Source organism: Neisseria sp. P0007.S010, assembly GCF_051962875.1.
Classification (GTDB): Bacteria; Pseudomonadota; Gammaproteobacteria; order Burkholderiales; family Neisseriaceae; genus Neisseria; species Neisseria subflava_A.
The window spans coordinates 84645-98965 of the sequence record NZ_JBQCUX010000005.1 but is presented as its reverse complement, the minus strand read 5'-3'; the positions used below and the strand labels follow the sequence as shown (position 1 = coordinate 98965).

General features: G+C 50.6%; 18 protein-coding genes and 1 other RNA gene. 9 read left to right on the top strand and 10 right to left on the bottom strand.

What is annotated here, in order from left to right:
- Positions 1-42: 42 nt before the first annotated feature.
- Positions 43-139, top strand: an RNA gene (ffs, locus tag ACTHR7_RS05235) — signal recognition particle sRNA small type.
- A 117-nt stretch (positions 140-256) separates the two neighbouring features.
- Here the strand turns inward: ffs and ACTHR7_RS05230 are convergent.
- The 5 genes from ACTHR7_RS05230 to ACTHR7_RS05210 all read right to left on the bottom strand — a co-directional run bounded on the left by ACTHR7_RS05230 (position 257) and on the right by ACTHR7_RS05210 (position 4771).
- Entirely contained in the window at positions 257-1474 is a 1218-nt protein-coding gene (locus ACTHR7_RS05230; RefSeq protein WP_440370459.1) for a uracil-xanthine permease family protein, read from the bottom strand.
- Between the two features lie 167 nt (positions 1475-1641).
- On the bottom strand, positions 1642-1953 hold the full coding sequence (locus tag ACTHR7_RS05225; protein ID WP_107792023.1) for a hypothetical protein: 312 nt from the start codon (positions 1951-1953) through the stop codon (positions 1642-1644).
- An 82-nt stretch (positions 1954-2035) separates the two neighbouring features.
- Entirely contained in the window at positions 2036-3283 is a 1248-nt protein-coding gene (locus tag ACTHR7_RS05220) for a multifunctional CCA addition/repair protein (RefSeq protein ID WP_440370486.1), read from the bottom strand.
- Between the two features lie 90 nt (positions 3284-3373).
- Entirely contained in the window at positions 3374-4336 is a 963-nt protein-coding gene (locus ACTHR7_RS05215; RefSeq protein ID WP_039863787.1) for an SPFH domain-containing protein, read from the bottom strand.
- Between the two features lie 9 nt (positions 4337-4345).
- Entirely contained in the window at positions 4346-4771 is a 426-nt protein-coding gene (locus ACTHR7_RS05210; RefSeq protein ID WP_440370458.1) for an NfeD family protein, read from the bottom strand.
- A gap of 126 nt (positions 4772-4897) precedes the next feature.
- Between ACTHR7_RS05210 and ung the strand changes: the two genes are divergently transcribed.
- The gene (gene ung, locus ACTHR7_RS05205; RefSeq protein WP_440370457.1) at positions 4898-5557 is read left to right on the top strand and encodes a uracil-DNA glycosylase; all 660 of its coding nucleotides are present in this window, start codon (positions 4898-4900) and stop codon (positions 5555-5557) included.
- Between the two features lie 53 nt (positions 5558-5610).
- On the opposite strand, the gene ACTHR7_RS05200 is transcribed toward ung, so the two are convergent.
- From ACTHR7_RS05200 to ACTHR7_RS05185, 4 genes are all read right to left on the bottom strand, one after another.
- The gene (locus ACTHR7_RS05200) at positions 5611-6684 is read right to left on the bottom strand and encodes a sulfate/molybdate ABC transporter ATP-binding protein (RefSeq protein ID WP_440370456.1); all 1074 of its coding nucleotides are present in this window, start codon (positions 6682-6684) and stop codon (positions 5611-5613) included.
- A complete protein-coding gene (cysW, locus tag ACTHR7_RS05195; RefSeq protein ID WP_440370455.1) occupies positions 6681-7541 on the bottom strand; it encodes a sulfate ABC transporter permease subunit CysW in 861 nt (286 codons plus the stop codon). Before cysW ends, ACTHR7_RS05200 begins: the two co-directional genes overlap by 4 nt.
- Before the next feature lie 84 nt (positions 7542-7625).
- Entirely contained in the window at positions 7626-8462 is an 837-nt protein-coding gene (gene cysT / locus ACTHR7_RS05190; protein WP_440370454.1) for a sulfate ABC transporter permease subunit CysT, read from the bottom strand.
- Between the two features lie 342 nt (positions 8463-8804).
- On the bottom strand, positions 8805-9524 hold the full coding sequence (locus ACTHR7_RS05185) for a S24 family peptidase (RefSeq protein ID WP_004520485.1): 720 nt from the start codon (positions 9522-9524) through the stop codon (positions 8805-8807).
- Between the two features lie 237 nt (positions 9525-9761).
- Here ACTHR7_RS05185 and ACTHR7_RS05180 point away from each other — a divergent pair, with 237 nt between their 5' ends.
- Together ACTHR7_RS05180 and ACTHR7_RS05175 are read left to right on the top strand one after the other, a co-directional pair.
- Entirely contained in the window at positions 9762-10010 is a 249-nt protein-coding gene (locus ACTHR7_RS05180) for a helix-turn-helix domain-containing protein (protein WP_039862369.1), read from the top strand.
- 74 nt (positions 10011-10084) lie between these two features.
- A complete protein-coding gene (locus tag ACTHR7_RS05175; RefSeq protein ID WP_440370453.1) occupies positions 10085-12082 on the top strand; it encodes a Mu transposase C-terminal domain-containing protein in 1998 nt (665 codons plus the stop codon).
- 66 nt (positions 12083-12148) lie between these two features.
- On the opposite strand, the gene ACTHR7_RS05170 is transcribed toward ACTHR7_RS05175, so the two are convergent.
- Positions 12149-12406, bottom strand: coding sequence for a GntR family transcriptional regulator (locus tag ACTHR7_RS05170; protein WP_440370452.1), 258 nt, complete (start codon positions 12404-12406; stop codon positions 12149-12151).
- 45 nt (positions 12407-12451) lie between these two features.
- Between ACTHR7_RS05170 and ACTHR7_RS05165 the strand changes: the two genes are divergently transcribed.
- The 5 genes from ACTHR7_RS05165 (at position 12452) to ACTHR7_RS05145 (ending at position 14265) form a co-directional block, all read left to right on the top strand.
- Positions 12452-13366, top strand: coding sequence for an AAA family ATPase (locus tag ACTHR7_RS05165; RefSeq protein ID WP_128581853.1), 915 nt, complete (start codon positions 12452-12454; stop codon positions 13364-13366).
- A gap of 15 nt (positions 13367-13381) precedes the next feature.
- Positions 13382-13624 carry a toxin PIN gene (locus tag ACTHR7_RS05160; RefSeq protein ID WP_440370451.1) on the top strand — a complete coding sequence of 81 codons (243 nt, stop codon included), beginning with the start codon at positions 13382-13384 and terminating at the stop codon, positions 13622-13624.
- 27 nt (positions 13625-13651) lie between these two features.
- A complete protein-coding gene (locus tag ACTHR7_RS05155) occupies positions 13652-13891 on the top strand; it encodes a hypothetical protein (protein WP_440370450.1) in 240 nt (79 codons plus the stop codon).
- Positions 13892-13990: 99 nt separating this feature from the next.
- Complete coding sequence (locus tag ACTHR7_RS05150) at positions 13991-14146, top strand: hypothetical protein (RefSeq protein WP_440370449.1); 156 nt, start codon at positions 13991-13993, stop codon at positions 14144-14146.
- On the top strand, positions 14143-14265 hold the full coding sequence (locus ACTHR7_RS05145; RefSeq protein WP_256388732.1) for a hypothetical protein: 123 nt from the start codon (positions 14143-14145) through the stop codon (positions 14263-14265). Before ACTHR7_RS05150 ends, ACTHR7_RS05145 begins: the two co-directional genes overlap by 4 nt.
- The last annotated feature ends 56 nt before the right edge of the window (positions 14266-14321 follow it).

Below are 14321 nucleotides of genomic sequence, written 5' to 3'. Positions count from 1 at the left end.
CTTGAGTTTTTCTGTAAAACCGCTATAATGCCTTTCTTCTATGGCGGGTCTCCCCGCATGGTAATTCGGAACACCGGGTCAGGGGCGGAAGCCAGCAGCCCACTCTGATGAGCCAGTGCCGGGGGGTCGGCTCGCCACCTTATTCAAAAATGCCGGAGATGGTTAAGTCTCCGGCATTTTTCATTGTATAAAGCGTAATAAAAAGACCGTCTGAAAATGAAATTTCAGACGGCCTTTGAGTTTATGAACCAGCTATTTATGCTTCTTCTGATTTTGTATTGGGCAAAACGCAGTTCAGAATAATCGCCAATACGGCGCACAAACCTACACCGGCGAAGCTCAAAGTACCTACTTTGATAATCATGCCGCCGATACCGGTTGTCAATACGGAGCTGACGATAACCAGATTTTTCGGCTGCATCAAATCGACTTTCGAATCAATCAATGTTTTGATGCCCAAAGAGGCGATTGTACCGAACAGCAGCAACATAATGCCGCCCATAACCGGCATGGGAATCGAAGCCAAAAACGCGTTGAACTTACCGAAAAACGCCATGAAAATCGCAAAAATTGCCGCCCAAGTCATGATGACGGGGTTGCTGTTTTTGGTAATCATCACCGCGCCGGTTACCTCGCCGTAAGTGGTCACAGGAGGGCCGCCAATCAAACCGGCCACGCACACGCCCAAGCCGTCGCCGGCGAGGGTTTTGTCCAAGCCAGGGTCTTTGGTGTAGTTTTTTCCGGTTACATTACCGATGGCCATAATGCCGCCGATGTGTTCGATGGCCGGGGCGATGGCAACGGGCAACATAAACAAGGCAGCCTGCCAGTTGACTTGAGGCGTTTCAAAATGAGGGACGGCAAACCAAGGAGCGTTGATGATGGCGCTGGTATCGACCAAGCCCATGATCAAAGCCAACACATAGCCGGAAGCCACCCCGATCAGAATCGGAATCAGCTTCATCATTTTGCTGCCGAAGACAGAAACAATGACGGTTACCGCAAAGGTAAAGCCGGAGAGAATCAGCGAGTCGATATAGTCGATGACCTGTTTTCCATCTGCCTGACCCATAGCCATGCTGCTGGCTGCAGCGGCCACGGATAAACCGATTACCATAATCACCGGGCCGATAACCACGGGCGGCAACAGCTTGTGTACCGCATCCAGACCGCGCCATCTAATCAGCGCGGCAAAGACAAAGTACATGAAACCTGCCGCAAACAGGCCGAACATGGTAGAAGGCAGGCCCCATTCGCCGATGGAGTAGATAATCGGTGCAATAAAGGCAAAAGAAGAGCCGAGGAAAATCGGCACTTTACGTTTGGTAACCAATTGGAACAACAAAGTGCCCAAGCCTGCGCCCAATAATGCCAAAGCCGGGTTCAGTCCCGTCAGAAGCGGCACAAGCACCATGGCACCGAATGCGACAAACAAAATCTGCGCACCGGCTACCGCCGTTTTAAGCTGGTTCATAAAAGCTCCGAATAAAATTCAAACGGCGCAGATTATACTGATTTATCCTAGTCATGAACATTTATTTACAAAAGGCCGTCTGAACAAATGTAACGATGACACCTGTTCAGACGGCCTTGTTCGATAACGAATGGTTAATAACTTATCAAAATCGATTAGGAAAATTTTCAGCCGCGTGTTTCGCGCCAAACCAAATAATCGCGCAGGGGTGGCATGGGCGGATTGATGCAGTGCGGACAGATACCGGTTGTGTCTTCATCGTCGCTGTCGATATGGTAGTCGTTTGGATCGAAGCGCACCTGCTGCATCACAGCTTGCGCCAATGCTTGTTCCTGTACGACATCAAATTCAAATTTTTCCAAAATCTCATTCAATAGGCGGATTTCGCCGTCGCTGAAAGATTCGCTGTGTTTGACAATGAGGCGTTGATAATCTTCATTGCTGATTTTTTCGTGAAGTAAATCGGTCTGGATAGTCATGATTTTTATTGTTGAAATAAGATGGTCAAGGTGCGGATTATAGCGGATATTGTGTCGGCTGTTTCAAAGCTTGTCTATACCATCAATAGCCTCCTATTTTTTCAGCCTGATACGCTCTTTGCAGCGGTGTAATTTGCGCCAAGCGGGCATGATCAATTTGTTCGGCAATTAAATGGGCTTTTCCTTGTGCGCGGCACTCGGCGGCAATTTTGCCTGCATCTACTTGGTTGGCGGCCTCAAGTAAGGCCAGCCAGTGTTCGCGTTGCGGATAGGGGGTATCTTCAAGATTCAGACGGCCTTGTTTGTCGGCCACGCAGACGTTTAAGGCCGTCTGAAAACGTTCGGGGCGGCGGAATGCATCGGTTTTTTTCAAAACATTCAAAATGGTTTTGCTTTTAAACTGCCCGACTTGATGGAGCATGATGTGCCAACGGCAGACGAGTTCGGCAAGTTCGGCGCAGTGTTTGGATGCGCGCAGGCGTTGATTGACTTCGCGGACGGGTTCGACGCCGTTAAGGTCGTGTCCGTAGTGTTTTGGCAGTATATCGGCCGGTGTTTTTGCCTTGCCCAAGTCGTGCAATAAGGCGGCATAACGTTCGGCGAGGGATAGGTTCATCTCGGCGGCTCGTTGTACAACCATCAGCGTATGAATACCGCTGTCGATTTCGGGATGATAGTCGGCGCGTTGCGGTACGCCGAACAGGGCATCAAGCTCGGGCAGTAAGACTTTGAGTGCGCCGCATTCGCGCAAAACTTCAATCATTCGGCGCGGATTTTTTTCCATCAAGCCTTTGGCCAATTCTTGCCAGACGCGTTCGGCAACCAAGGCATCCGCTTCGCCGTTTTCTACCATTTGCCGCATCAGCGACAGGGTTTCAGCGGCAATTTGAAAACCATAACGCGCGGCAAAACGGGCGATACGCAAAATCCGCACGGGGTCTTCGGCAAAGGCAGGCGAAACGTGGCGCAGGATGCCGGCCGCCAAATCTTGTTGTCCGCCAAAAGGATCGATGATTGTGCCGTCTGAATCCTGAGCCATGGCATTGATGGTCAGGTCGCGGCGCATCAGGTCTTGTTCCAGCGTAACGTCTTTATCGGCATGAAAGCTGAATCCGGCATAGCCTTTGGCGGTTTTGCGTTCGGTACGGGCGAGGGCGTATTCTTCGTGGCTCTCAGGATGGAGAAAGACGGGAAAATCCTTGCCCACAGGTTGATAGCCTTGAGCCAACATGGCTTGCGCATCTGCACCGACGACTACCCAATCGCGGTCTTTGACGGGCAGGCCTAACAGATGGTCGCGGACTGCGCCGCCGACAAGATAGGTTTTGATGGTTTGTGTATTCATATAAAAATCGAACGATATAAAAAGGCCGTCTGAAAAGCCGTATTGGGTTTTCAGACGGCCTGAGTCAGAACGCTATTATGACGCTTTAGGCTTGTTGCCGTCGATGATTTTCAAACCGGCGGAGACCAAGCTGCCGATGTCGGCAACGTTGGCAGGCATAATCAGCGTGTTGCTTTCTTTAGCCAAATTGCTGAAGGCGGCAACGTATTGCTCGGCAACTTTCAGGTTAACGGCTTCAGCACCGCCCTCGGAGCGGACAGCCTCGGCGATTTTGCGGATGGCGTCGGCGTTGGCTTCGGCCACCAGGCGCAGGGCTTCGGCTTCACCTTGTGCGCGGTTGATGCGGGCGATTTTTTCACCGTTTGATGCGTTGATGGCGGCTTGCGCTTCACCTTCGGATTGTTGGATTTCTGCTTCGCGCTGACCGCTGGCAAGGTTGATCTGCTCGATTTTACGGCCTTCGGATTCGGCAATGCGTGCGCGTTTTTCACGTTCGGCGGTAATTTGTGCCTGCATGGAGCGCAGAATTTCTTGCGGCGGAACCAAGTCTTTGATTTCGTAACGTAAGACTTTCACGCCCCATGCGCCTGCCGCTTCGTCCAAAGCAGCAACAACAATGCTGTTGATTTCGTCTCGTTCTTCAAAGGTTTTATCCAATTCCATGCGGCCGATGACAGAGCGCAAAGTTGTTTGCGCAAGCTGGGTAATCGCCATGATGTAGTTGCTGGAACCATATGAAGCGAGTTTAGGATCGGTAACTTGGAAGTAGATGATGCCGTCCACAGTCAGCTGAGTGTTGTCGCGGGTAATACAGACTTGGCTGGGAACATCCAAAGGAACTTCTTTCAGCGAGTGACGATAGGCGACACGGTCGATAAATGGGATAAGGATGTTCAGGCCTGCAGTCAGCGCTTTGTGAAAACGGCCTAATCGTTCGACTACATAAACTTCCTGTTGCGGTACAACGATAAAGGATTTGAAACCAAAAACAACAACGACGATGAGGATGAGGACGGGGAGGCTGAGCAGAAATTCCATAATGTTTCCTTATGATGATGGTTGGGAGAGTGTGCGGATAATCAGTAGATTACCGTTTCTGGCAGTAATGACTGCGCTTGAGGCCGTCTGAAAAGTATCTTGAGGCCGTTCGGCTTGCGCCTGCCAGTATGTACCGCGGTAGGCGACTTCGTAAATATTATCATGCAGGTGGCGTAGGATACGGACGTTTTGCCCAATATCCAAATCATCGTTGAGCGCTTGGGGAGCCAAGCGGTTTTTCAGACGGCCGTGTACCAGCCAGATACCGAGTGCGCTGATGATGGCGGCAGTCAAAACGGCGGCAGAAAAGTGTCCGCTTAATCCGTATATGATTCCGGCGGTGGCCAGCGCTACGCTGACCACCAAAAGATAAACCGTTCCGATAAACAATTCGACAATCAGAACAACGGCGGCGGCAACAAACCATATCGTCATGCGGCATATCCTTTTAATAGTCTTTTGATAATCCTTATCATAATGGCAAGGGCTTAAAATGAAAAGGCTAAGGCTGAAAATTATTTCAGTTATAATTAAGTCTATTCAAATACGGAGCGGCAAATAATGCAGACTTGGCACGAGGCAATTGGTGCGGAAAAAGAAAAGGTGTATTTTCAAACGATTTTGGAGAAGGTACGCCATGAAAGGCAGGCGGGGATAACCGTTTATCCGCCTGAACGCGACGTATTCAATGCCTTTCGGACGACTGAATTCGGACAAGTAAAGGTAGTGATTTTGGGGCAAGACCCGTATCACGGCGCAGGTCAGGCGCATGGTTTGGCGTTTTCCGTGCAACCTGAAATTGCGGTGCCGCCGTCACTGGTCAATATTTATAAAGAGTTGGCGACGGATATTGAGGGTTTTCAGATTCCGCAACACGGCTATTTGCAGCATTGGGCGGAACAGGGCGTGTTGCTGTTGAACACGGTGTTGACTGTCCGTGCCGGTGCGGCGCATTCTCATGCGACTTTTGGCTGGGAGGCGTTTACCGATGAAGTCATCCGACAATTGGATAAGGAACGCGAGCGTTTGGTCTTTATGCTGTGGGGCAGCCATGCGCAGAAGAAAGGCGCGTTTATCGACCGCAACCGTCATTTGGTGCTGACCGCGCCGCATCCTTCGCCCTTGTCGGCGTATCGCGGCTTTTTCGGCTGCAAACATTTTTCGCAGGCAAACGCTTATTTGCAGGCGCATGGTTTAGAGCCGATTGATTGGCAGCTTTAATAAGATAAAAGGCCGTCTGAAAGCAGATTTTCAGACGGCCTTATGCTTTAGTCTCAAATCGAATATTCAATCAGCTCGTTTTGAGAGAAGACATAAACCTGTTTCGGAATCAGCCTCAATTCTTTGCCTTCGGCGATTTGGTAACGCGCGGCATCGCTGCCTGCCAGCGTGATATGCACGTCTTGTTTGTCGTGTTTCACCAAAATATGCGTCAGTGCGCCGACGGCGTGGATTTTTTCGATTTCGGCGCGGATCATCGGTGTTTCGTTTTCGGCGGCCAGCTGCCATTCGTGCGGACGAATGTAGCCGATGGCAGTTTGCTCCTGCCATTTGTATTGCGCGTCCAATTTCCACGCAAAGCCGTTGTAATGCCAAATGCCTTTTTCGATTCTGCCTTCAAATGCGTCGGTTTCGCCGAGAAATTCGGTAACGAAGGCGTTTTCGGGTTTGCGGTAAATGGTTTCAGCGCTGCCGGTTTGTTCGATTTTGCCGTGGTTCATGACGACGATTTCGTCGGAAACTTCGAGGGCTTCTTCTTGGTCGTGCGTCACCAGAATGCTGGTTACGCCTAGGTTGTGATGAATGTCGCGCAGCCAGGTACGCAATTCTTTGCGTACTTTGGCATCCAGCGCGCCGAAGGGTTCGTCCAGGAGCAGGAGTTTCGGTTCGACGGCGAGGGCGCGGGCGAGGGCGATGCGTTGGCGTTGGCCGCCGGACAGCTGGTGCGGATAGGATTTGGCGAGGTGGGAGAGCTGCACGAGTTTGAGCAATTCTTCGACTTTGGCTTGGATTTGTTCTTTGGACGGGCGTTCAGACTTGGGCAATACGGTCAAACCGAAAGCAACGTTGTCAAACACGTTCATGTGGCGGAAGAGGGCGTAGTGTTGGAATACGAAGCCGACTTTGCGCTCGCGCACATGCTTGGCGGTTACGTCTTGGCCGTCAAAGAGAATTTGGCCGCCATCGGCGTTTTCCAGTCCGGCGATGATGCGCAGGAGCGTGGTTTTGCCGCAGCCGGAAGGGCCGAGCAGGGAAACGAGTTTGCCGGTGGGGACGTTGAGGTTGATGTTTTTCAGCGCGTGGAACGCTCCGAAGTGTTTGTTTAGGTTTTGAATAGTAATGCTCATGCTACGTTCCTTTCGGCGGCGGCGAGTTTTTTGTCTTGTAATTTTGTGATGATATTTTGCACCAGCAAGGTGGCCAAGGCTAAAAGTGCCAATACGCCGGAGAGGGCGAATGCGCCGGTGAAGTTGTATTCGTTGTAGAAGATTTCGACCAAAAGCGGGATGGTGTTGGTTTCTCCGCGTATGTGTCCCGATACTACGCTGACCGCGCCGAACTCGCCCATCGCGCGGGCGTTGGTGAGGATGATGCCGTAGAGCAGCGCCCATTTGATGTTGGGTAGGGTAACGCACCAAAACATCTGCCAGCCGCTTGCGCCGAGTATCAGTGCGGCTTGTTCTTCGCTGTCGCCCTGCGCCTGCATTAAAGGAATGATTTCGCGTGCGACAAAGGGGAAGGTAACGAACAGGGTCGCCAAAATAATGCCGGGGATGGCGAAGATAATCTGTATGCCTTGCGCTTCGAGCCAGCCGCCCAATGCCGTGTGCGCGCCGAACAATAAGACGAACATCAAACCGGCCACCACGGGTGATACGGAAAACGGCAAATCGAGCAGGGTGGTCAGCAACTGCTTGCCGCGGAAGTCGAAACGGGTCAGCAGCCACGCCATCGCTACGCCCAATACGGCATTGACGGGAACGACAATCAGCGCAGTAATCAGCGTCAATTTGATGGCAGACCATGCCTCTGGATCGGTCAGAGATTGCAGGTACAAATCCCAACCGCCTTTTAAGGCTTCATAGAATACGGCAACCAAAGGCACGACCAGCATCAGCAGCAGAAAGCCCAAGGCGGTAGCAGTCAGCAATACGCGCAGCCAGCGCGGTTCGCTCAGGTTTGGATTGGTGGAATGGGTTTTCATGTTAGTGAAGTCTCTATTTATTCTTGTATCCGTTTAGGCCGTCTGAAAAATTTTTGCTTGATGTTTCAGACGGCCTGTTGTTTGTTAAACCCTCGCTCCGGCACGGCGGCTTAAAGTCCATTGCATGATGTTTAAAATCAGCAGGATGACAAACGAAATCATCAGCATAAACAGAGCAACGGCTGACGCACCCTGAGCATCGTATTGCTCCAGTTTTCCGGTAATAATCAAGGGCAGGATTTCAGACACCATCGGAATATTGCCTGCGATAAAAATAACTGAGCCGTATTCGCCGGTAGAGCGGGCAAACATCATGCCTGCACCAGTCAACAGGGCTGGTGTGATTTCTGGCAAGAGGACGTGGCGGAACGTAGTCCAACGGCTTGCGCCCAAAGTTGCCGCCGCTTCTTCATACTCGCCCGACAATTCTTCCAATACCGGCTGCACGGCGCGGACGATAAAGGGCAGGCTGACGACAATCAGCGCAATCCAGATGCCGATGGGCGTAAAGGCGATTTTGATGCCCAAAGGCTCGAAAAAACGGCCTATCCAGCCATTGGGTGCATACAGGGTTGCCAACGCAATGCCTGTTACCGCCGTCGGCAGCGCAAACGGCAAATCGACCAAAGCGTTTACCAATCCTTTGCCCGGAAATTCATAGCGCACCAATACCCAGGCGACCAACGTGCCGAACACGATATTGGTCAACATCGCATAAAACGACATCCGCAAACTCAGCCAGACGGCCGCCAAGACATTGGGTTCGGTAATCGTGTTCCAAAATCCGCTCCAGCCGATTTCCGCCGCTTTGGCCGCCATCATCGCAAACGGCAAAACCACCAAAAGCGACAGGCACAAAACCGTCAAACCCAGGCTGAGCTTGAAACCCGGCAATACAGAGGGCGTTTTGAGTAACAACATAATGGCAACCGTCAGAATTTAATACACGCTTACTTTAACAAGGCCGTCTGAAAACTGGAAAGAATGCTTTGTTAGGTATAAAGACGATTTTGTTATATTGAAAAGATGAAAAGGCCGTCTGAACATCAAAGTTCTGTGGGGGACTGTTAGTTTTTGCACAAGGAACAAATAGAGTAAAAAAACGCTGAAATCTCGGAAAGACGTGGATTTCAGCGTTTTTTTGTATCCGGAAAAATTACGCCAGCTTTTTCACAAAACCGCGCCGGAATGCGCGGTTTTCTGTTTAAAGCTGACGAGATTAGGGAATTTTTAAAACTGTTTTAAGAGGTTTTTAAAATGGATTTAATCAATACTCCGGCCATACCACTCAACACGGCCTATGATGGCGATGTCGTCTTGGGCATTGCTCAAATCTATTTCAAACGGTGCGTAACGTGGATTTTCGGACGTTACAAGCAGTTTGCCCGGTATGCGTTGCACACGTTTGACAAAGAGGTCATTGCCTATACGCAAGACATATAGGCCGTCACGCGGGTCGGTTTCGGCGTGATTGATGAGAATGGAATCCCCATGATTGAGCACGCCCTCCATTGAATCGCCTTTAACGGTAATTACAGACAGCTTTTCCGGCTGTTTGGTCACATAGTTGTCAATCCAATATTTCCGGAAAGCCAAGCAGAACAAAGGTTCTTCACCGAAGACCGGTGCGCCATACCCTGCTGCTGCGGCTACGTTGTAGCGCGGCACGAATACAAACTCTGACAAGTCGACAGGGTTGCCCATAGTGTCGGTAATTCCATCAGAATTTCTGCTTACAGAGAATGCTCCGGCGTTTTCTGGTCTGGCTTTATCAAGATACGGTAAGCCTTTGCCGGTCAGCAGCCAGTTCAAATCACACCCGGTAGATTCTTGAATCTTTATAAGGGTTTCAGTGTTTGGAAGGCCGTCGTTATACCAAATCCGGTTAAATCCGGGCGGGCTCATTCCAATATCTCTTGCAATAACCGCAGGCTTTGGGTTATCGCGCCATAAGTAGGTCAATCTTTCTTTAAAAGTATTCATAAGTTATCTCTATATGTGGTTGCATACATAAAAATATCTATGCAACTTTCTATGCAACTAAATGTATTTATCTGCATAAAATTAATTCGTTTAATAAACAAAAACATACAGAAAATCTAAGCGAAAGCTTATATTTTTCTCTATGCAACCGCTTTACATATTATCTGGTTGCATATATTATTCAATCAACCAAGAACAAACGGTTAGAAAAACGGTTTAACGTATGGAGTAAGTGAAATGGTACAAAAAAACGCAGATTGGCACCGCGCAGATATTGTTGCAGCACTCAAAAAACGTGGTTGGTCAGTAAGAGCTCTTAGTGTTGCATCCGGCTTGTCACCAAATACATTGAAAGGCGCATTGCAATTCCCTTATTTGAAAGGAGAAAAAATCATTGCAGATGCAATAGGCGTCCCACCTGAAGTAATTTGGCCGACACGCTATGAAGAACGTAATTTCAAGCCAGTATTAAGTGCTTCGCACTAATTATACGCAGATGTTTAAAAGAAATCATGCAAATGATTACAAATGAACTAAAAGCGGGATAAGTGGAGTTTTATATGCAAACAGATAGTCTTTCATCATCAGAACTCGCAAATTTACGGTTGCCAAATCTACAAGTATCAAGACAGGCGATTGAGAAGCGAGCCAAGACACAAGGCTGGCCGTACATCGAAGAAGTTGGCAAAGCGCGTGGAGGCCGTCTGAAAAAATACTTAATCGCTTCCCTCCCTGCCGAAATCCGAGCAGCCATCATGAAACGGCAGTCGGACGAGCTGGCGGAGAGTATGCCGAAAACCCTGCCCCAAGTCAGACCGGGGACGGCGATGTCGGCTCAGGCACTGGCTGAAGCGGCCAAGCTGTTGAACGAGAAACAACGGTCGGTGGCGGATGCGCGATGTGCGGTGGTGGCGGCAGTGTTGGGGATTAAATACCAATACGGTTGCTCTGCGAAGGCTGCGGTGGCTCAGTTTTTGGGCTTGCTGGCAGAAGGTAAATTGGACGTGGTCACGCTAGGGAATTTGGAAAAGGCCAATGACCGCAGCCGGTCGGCAAAGGTTGGCGAACGTACTTTAGACGGCTGGATATCTGCCTACCTTAAGGCGGAAAACGCGACGGAGCGGTTGGTTGCTTTGGCTCCGAAGACGACGAAGGCGGTTAAGCCGATTGAGAGCTACGGTTGGTTGCCGATATTTATGCAGTTTCACAACATCCCTTCAGCGCCGAAACTGGCACACAGCTACCGCCGGTTTGTGCAGTGGGCGGAAGCGGAAAATATGCCGGTTAACGATGTGCCTAACTTGAGTATGGTGCGGCGCGTTTGGGACAAGCTCCCGTTGATTATGCAGGAGCGCGGCAGGAAAACGGGGGCGGCTTATAAATCGCTGCTGCCTTATGTGAAACGTGATTGGGGGGCTTTAAAGCCGAACGATGTTTGGATCGGCGACGGACACAGCTTTAAGGCGAAGGTGGCGCACCCTGTACACGGCAGACCGTTTAAGCCTGAAGTGACGGTGATTATCGACGGATGTACGCGGTTTGTGGTCGGATTTTCGGTCTCTCTCGCGGAAAGTTGTGTGGCGGTATCGGACGCTCTGCGTATCGGGGTCAAGCACTTTGGTTTGCCGATTATCTACTACTCGGATAACGGCGGCGGTCAGACAGGCAAGACGATAGACCATGAAATCACGGGTATTACGTCCCGATTGGGTATCCGCCATGAAACGGGTATCGCGGGCAACCCGCAAGGTCGAGGCATCATCGAGCGATGGTGGAAAGACAATCTGATTGAGATGGCGCGCCAGTATGAGACGTTTGCGGGCACGGGGATGGACAGCAGCACGAAGAACCTGATGTACCGCAAGATGGAAAGTGCGTTTAACGCTTTGGAAAAAGGCAAGGTGCCGACGCAGGAGCAGCAAAAATATTTGAAAAAACTGCCGAGCTGGTCGCAATTTATCGCGGATGTGGTCAAGTGTATCGACGAATACAACAACCGCCCGCACGGCGAGCTGCCCCGACATCCTGACGGCGGGCATTATACGCCGAAGGCTTATCGAGAAATGAGGCTGGAACAGGACGGTATCGCGCCGGATATGTTGTCGGCGGAAGAGCTGGCGACGATGTTTATGCCGCAAGAGGTACGAAAGGTACAGCGCGGTTGGCTGGATTTGTTCAACAACTCTTATTTTTCAGTCGAGCTGGCGGAGTATCACAAAGACGAGGTACGGGTCAGCTACGATTTGGACGATGCGTCGGTGGTCAATGTGTTTGATATGGACGGCAAGTTCATCACGAAGGCACAAGTCAATGGCAATAGCCGCGAGGCTTTCCCGACGGCGCGTATCGACCAACTGGCGGAAAAACGCCGAAAAGGCAAAATCAAGCGGGCGGAAAATGCAATCAAGCTCGCAAATGCGGAAGTCAATCCGGCTCTGGAACAGGCGGCAGCTTGGGACGAGCTGGGACATTTGGGCGGAAACGTCATCGAGGCGGAGTATGCGGTATTGCCGAAAACGGGCACAGACGATTTTGTGTTGTTTGAGGCGGATATGTAAAGGAAAACATAATGGACAAACAGCAAAATGCGGCGTTTTCGGCCGAGCTTGTTGAAAAATTGAAACTCAAGCGAGCTCTTGGGCGGATTCAACGACTTCAAGCAAAGATTCAAGGTGTTCCCGCTGAACGGAATCAGACTCAAACGTTTTTGCCTGCGCTTGAAGGAAGCGGCGAACCTGCTCAATCGAAGTCGGCTCTTGACGGGTAATCCGCTGGAGCAGCCAGGCAAGTACGAGGGAATCGGCAAGCGACCTGTCTTCCAAGTCTTGAACGGCGACTTCCAGCATGATCAGGCGTTTTTCTAAATCGGGAAACTCTTTCATTTCAGACGGCCTTTAAAGGTTGTTTAAAACTCAAGGATATTAAAAATGAAACAAATTAATCAAGCATTGCAACAAAAACTGGCTGAATTTAAAGCCAAATCAGGGATGAACCAAACCCAACTGGCACGCGGTATCGGTACTTCGCCGGCATCCATCAGTATGTATCTGAATGGCACTTATGCGGAAAAAGGCGGCAATTATGAAACCATCGAGCCGAAAATCGAGGCGTTTTTGGAGATGCAGGACAGCAAAGCGCGACGCGAAGAGCTGGTGTTGGGGTTTGTATCGACTAAGACGACCCGCCGAATCGCGGAAGTGATGCGCGATGCGCACGAAGGCGGCGAAACAGTGGTGATCTACGGTCAGGCGGGTTTGGGCAAGACGCAGGCGGTCAAAAACTACTGCGAGAAAAACCCTGCGGCCATCTTGATTGAGGCTAATCCGAGCTTCACGGCACTTGTCCTGATGCGCAAGTTGGCGACGGCGGCGAAGGTATCGGCGATGGGCAGTTTGAATGATTTGTTTGAGTCTGTATCTGACCGCCTGCGCGATTCGGGCCGTCTGATTGTGGTCGATGAAGCGGAAAACCTGCCGTTACGCGCCCTTGAAATTGTACGCCGTCTGCACGATGAGACGGGCTGCGGTTTGGTGTTGAGCGGTATGCCCCGACTGGTGGCCAACCTGCGCGGTAAGCATGGCGAGCTGGTGCAACTTTATAGCCGAGTGTCTGTCGCGTTGAATTTGGGCGAATCTTTGCCGGATGACGAACTCTTTGAGATTGCGAAAGCGGCTTTGCCTGATGCGGACGAGGAGACGCTCTTGGAACTGGTTAAGCATAGTAACGGCAATACACGCCGGATGAGCAAATTGATGCGCGGCGCGGTACGCACGGCGAACAAGAACGGTATCAAGATGCAGGCCGGTATCGTTAAGAAATACAGCTCCCTGATTATCCGATAAGAAAGGCCGTCTGAAATGAGACACGAATATGCGGTACACGCCGGAGTCTATGAGGACACTTGGCACGATTATGAAACCCATAAACGGCGGAAGATTTGGCGGGCGGATGTACGCGGCAAGCGCAAAGAAGGCTTCGCATGGCTGCAAATCCGCCGACTGCGGAAACGCTTCGAGAGCAAAGAGGAAGCCAAGGAATGGGCGGCGCAGGTTAAGGCGGCTTGGGTACGCAATAATTTTTTTGCCTTGAGAAAATATTAAGTAATTAATTTATAAGGAAATAGGAAAATGTCTAATTTGTTTTATGAACGAAAAACCAAGTGTCTCGGTTTGGCTTTTTGGTTGTTGTTTTGGGCGGTTTTGGTGGGCACGATGCTGCACAACTGCTCTAAGCCGGTGGTGTCGGTGGCGAAGTTGGAAATGTCGCGCCGCGAGCGTCTGGCGGACTTGGAGGCTCAAGCCTTGGGCGAGCAATACGAGTCGATGAGTACGGAGGAAAAAATGAAAGGGATTGTTTATGAGCGATAAGCCATTGAGCCCTACGGCGAAACAAGAGGCTTTGGATCGGGCGGTCAAGGAAATCCGCGCGAAATATGGCGATAAGGCGATTGTGAAAGGATGTGTGAAATGAGTTTCGGACGACGTAATACGGATTGGCAGGCTTGGGGACAACACCGCAGGCGTGCGACGGCGCGAATGGCGCAAAAAAGCCGGGAGCGTGAAATCGAGGAATATCAGGCGCGTTTTAAACGGACTGGCGAGAAGAAGGAGGAGAAAAAATGATTTGGTTTGTTGTCGGATTGGCGGTGTTGGTGCTGCTGGGGATTTGGCTTGAGATGCTGGCCCGAATCGTCGTGTTGCACATGATAGGCAAATGCCATGACGGGTATGACGACAATTAAAACGGCAAGCCGTTGATGCTGCTCTATATTTTTTTGCCTTATTGAAAATATAAGGT